This window comes from Coleofasciculus sp. G2-EDA-02, assembly GCF_040226375.1.
In the GTDB taxonomy this organism is placed as follows: Bacteria; Cyanobacteriota; Cyanobacteriia; order Cyanobacteriales; family Coleofasciculaceae; genus Coleofasciculus.
Genome location: NZ_JAVKEW010000080.1, coordinates 1 through 3647, shown reverse-complemented (window position 1 = coordinate 3647; position 3647 = coordinate 1). Strand labels below are relative to the sequence as shown.

Here is a 3647-nt window from a genome sequence, read left to right as displayed (position 1 = left end):
GTGACAGTGAGAGCTGGTCGAGTCTTTGACTTGACTACAGCAAAAGGGAAACTGCAAAGCATCAACTGGAAGTATTTCGAGCCAATCTGGAAAGCTGACGGTTATACTTATGTCCACAAAGGAAAGAAATGTCCATTGATTTAACCATTAGAGGAATAGCGATCGCGAGACAGATAAAGCCGTAGCCTCAGTGTAATCCATCCTTACCAGATCCCCGATTTCTTCAAGACATCGGGGATGTATAGCAGTACCAAGGCAGGTTAGGACACATCATTTGGTTCCAGACGTTGCAAGCAATGCGATCGCCTTGCTTGCCCAAAATCTCCTGTCCCAAAGCCAATTCAGTCGGGCAACTCTCCAAACCGTTCCCGATATCGATTCAACAACGATTCCATTTCCGTTAACTGTTGTTCGGCTTGCACTCGCTTTTGTTGTTCTTGTTCAGCAACTTCTTGGGGTATGGGAATTAACTGTCCCTCGGCACTAAAAAAGCGCAACTTCGACTCATAAATCCCTAAATATAACCCCAACTGCTTGCTCCATAACCACCCTTGCTGATTCAGGGGCAATTCCTCATACTCCCCATCGACTAAATGAAATCCTTTAAACTCTAAGCTATTTGGATCAAACCAGAAATAGTCCGGAGTCCGGAAAACATCTTGGTACAGTTGCTTTTTTAAGCCTCGATCAGTCGCCGCCGTCTTGGGAGAAAGAATTTCGACAATCACATTGGGATACTTCCCATCTTCCTCCCAAACTACCCAACTTTGGCGCGGGAAGCGTTCAACTCCTAACACCACAAAAAAATCCGGTCCCCGGAACTTCTCCGACTTACGCTGACGGGGAGAATAGTAAATCGTCAGATTCCCAGAGGCATAGAAATCATTGCGCTCTCGCCACAGCCATTCCAAACAGGTGATGAGCAATGTCATTTGTAGGCGATGCAAGTCAGTTTCCAAAGGAGGTTCGTCACTCAGTAGGTCACTGGGGGGAAAGACTATATCATCCCATAGTTCTTCGGACGTTTCCAACTCTTGCGTGAAGGACATAGCAGTTCCACAATGAGAGTGCGATAAATCTAGTGTAGTGCGAAAGTGGTTAGCGGCTAAAGTCGCCGTGTAGCATATGTTTTAAACCTGTACTTAATCATTTTATTCAGTTTATCCCGGCGATCGCATCGAAATCACCAAGGGACTCAAAGTGAGCGATCGCGTGATTACCTCTATCGAGATGTCCCTTAATTCCTCCACCCTGATTGGCATGATGATGGCGATTGGGAAACTGGTGGATGATTCCATCATCGTCATCGACTCCATTGATCGGAAACTACGGGAAGGGCTACGCCCCAGACAGGCGGCAATTCAAGGTACGGGGGAGGTATTTCTGGCAAGTGCGGCGGCAAGTTGTGTGATGATTGCAGCATTGTTGCCAACGATTTTGGCAGGAGGGTTGACGGGATTGATGTTTGTGGGCATCGTGTGGCCCATGGTGTTTGCTTTTATCGCCTCGCTGATTGTGTCGGTGACGCTGATTCCGCTAATTGCAGCATTTGTGCTCAAGCCGCCTCAGCAAAGACGCCAACGAAAGACGTGGTTACAGTGGCTGTTGACCCCGGTGCGGGTAGGCTTTCAGAAACTAGAGCAGGGTTATGGTTGGCTGCTGGATCGCTGTATGAACAATCGGGAGGTGACGCTGGCGATCGCGGGATCTGCTATTGTGTTTGCGATCGCACTTTATCCGTTTGTGCCTCAAGAAATGATGCCCCTGGGGGATTCGGGTCAGTTTACGGCATCGCTGGAGATGGAACCTGGCACGTCTTTTGCTAAGACTGACGAGAACACCTATCGCTTTGAACAGATTTTACTCGCCCAACCGGACATCGACAAAGTGTCGTCCCAAACTGGGTTTGAACTGACCCTTTCAAGCGTCTCAATTCTGGGCATTATTATCCTATCCGGTTTGTCTCTATCCGCAGCAATTCTGCTGCTAGAGTTGATCCTCGCTAAACGAGAAGAAGGGGTTCCCCGCGATGTGGCGATCCGAATGGCAGGTCCTGTCAGGTTAAAAGCGATTACCATGACAACATTGACCACCATTATCGTAATTGTGCGGCTGGCGTTCTTTCCAGAAATCGGTATGGATGCCTATTCCCCCATCGCTACCGTAATTCTAGGGGGACTTTTACTCTCCACCCTGTTAACCTTGGTGGTAGTGCCGGTGGTGTATTCCTTCATCGATGATGCCACTGAATGGCTGAAACGGCGTGGGCGACGACGGCGCATGGCTCAACATCCAGATGTGATTTAATGTAAACTACCCGACGCTGACGCTATCGCGTACAGTGCGGGCTTTCAAGAGCCCTCCAATTGTCTCGCAAGACAACCAGGAGCCTTCAGGGCGGTTTACAAGCGCCCCGATTGCTTTAATGTTCATCGCACCGTTGAAATCTGCGTCACCATGCCAGCCGCAATGACCACACTTAAACCGCTTGCCGCTGCGATAGGACTTATCGGGGTCAGGGTGAATGTGCAGGCACTGGTGACAGGTTTGGGACGTATAGCGAGGATTGACGGTGACAACTTTCACGCCAGCACCCAAGGCTTTGTACCCGATGAACAGCCTCAGTTGATGGAATGCCCAACTATTACTGCGTCTGCGTTCTGTTTTGTTTCGCGGTTGCTGGTTGGTGCGTTCCCGAATTCCCGTCAAATCTTCCAGAGCAATACTGGCTCCAATACTTTTTGCGGTTTCAACGATGCGTCTAGAAACATTGTGATTGACCCAACTCTGGAAACGACGCTCACGACCAGACAACCGTTGCAGCAGTTGACGGCATCTCCGTCTCGAACTGCGTGTGCCCTTACTGGCTTTGTGCTGGAGCTTGGCTCTCAAGTTGGCAAAGTGGTCACGAACTTTGGTTATGTCTTGCCCATCCCAGTGTTGACCTTCCGATGTGTGTGCAATATCTGTGCGTCCCAAGTCCACACCCAAAACCTCATCCCCATCTTGCGGCTCTGGCGGTTCCGACTCCAGGCAAATTTGGATGTAGTAGGAACCGTCTTGCCGTTTTACTAGGGTTGCCGATTTTGGGTTAGCCCCTGCCAACATCCCTCGCTGATAGTTGCCAATTGCCAATTCAAAACGCTCACGACCCTCAACGGTGGTGAGCGAAACTGTCCAGTCCTTCTGCCGAAACGAGAAGATTCGAGCGTCATAGGTAACAAAGCCAGCCTTGAAGACCTTGACCGGACGATTCTTTTGTTTGGCAACCTTGCGAGAACCTGCTACTCTCCTGCATACCTGCTGCGCCAAATTGCTCGACAAGCCAAATCGGGCGCGAACTTCGTAGTAGCACAGCGATTGCAGCTTCACTGCATTGACTATCTTCTCCGGCGTGTTCTGGTTAACCCAGTTCAACGCCTGCACAAACGCATCCAGCGTTGCATCCAGTTTCACGGGTTGCAACTCAGATACCTTGAGCTTACAGGAGATAGTCAGGACTTGATTCATAGCCCTATTGTATCTCATCAGAAAGAGGCTGTCTGTATGTCCGATAGATTATTGTCCGGCTCCGTTCCTACGCCGGACTCGCATTCCTCCCGACGCTCGGCTTCGCCAGAGCGCGGGGTTCCTGCTGTTTTAGCTGA

Annotated in this window: 2 protein-coding genes and 1 pseudogene; 1 reads left to right on the top strand and 2 read right to left on the bottom strand. The window is 50.0% G+C overall.

The window, feature by feature from the left end; genetic code table 11:
• Window positions 1-341: 341 nt before the first annotated feature.
• On the bottom strand, window positions 342-1049 hold the full coding sequence (locus tag RLO19_RS08260; protein WP_446355452.1) for a Uma2 family endonuclease: 708 nt from the start codon (window positions 1047-1049) through the stop codon (window positions 342-344).
• 127 nt (window positions 1050-1176) lie between these two features.
• Between RLO19_RS08260 and RLO19_RS08255 the strand changes: the two are divergent.
• Window positions 1177-2307 (top strand): annotated as a pseudogene (locus RLO19_RS08255) (efflux RND transporter permease subunit); the annotation flags it as partial.
• Between the two features lie 6 nt (window positions 2308-2313).
• Here the strand turns inward: RLO19_RS08255 and RLO19_RS08250 are convergent.
• Window positions 2314-3510 carry an RNA-guided endonuclease InsQ/TnpB family protein gene (locus RLO19_RS08250; protein WP_446334718.1) on the bottom strand — a complete coding sequence of 399 codons (1197 nt, stop codon included), beginning with the start codon at window positions 3508-3510 and terminating at the stop codon, window positions 2314-2316.
• Between the last annotated feature and the right edge of the window lie 137 nt (window positions 3511-3647).

Bases quoted from the DNA above. Each gene is read 5' to 3' on its own strand.
- RLO19_RS08260 (WP_446355452.1), bottom strand. From the start codon at position 1,049: ATGTCCTTCACGCAAGAGTTGGAAACGTCCGAAGAACTATGGGATGAT.
- RLO19_RS08250 (WP_446334718.1), bottom strand. From the start codon at position 3,510: ATGAATCAAGTCCTGACTATCTCCTGTAAGCTCAAGGTATCTGAGTTG.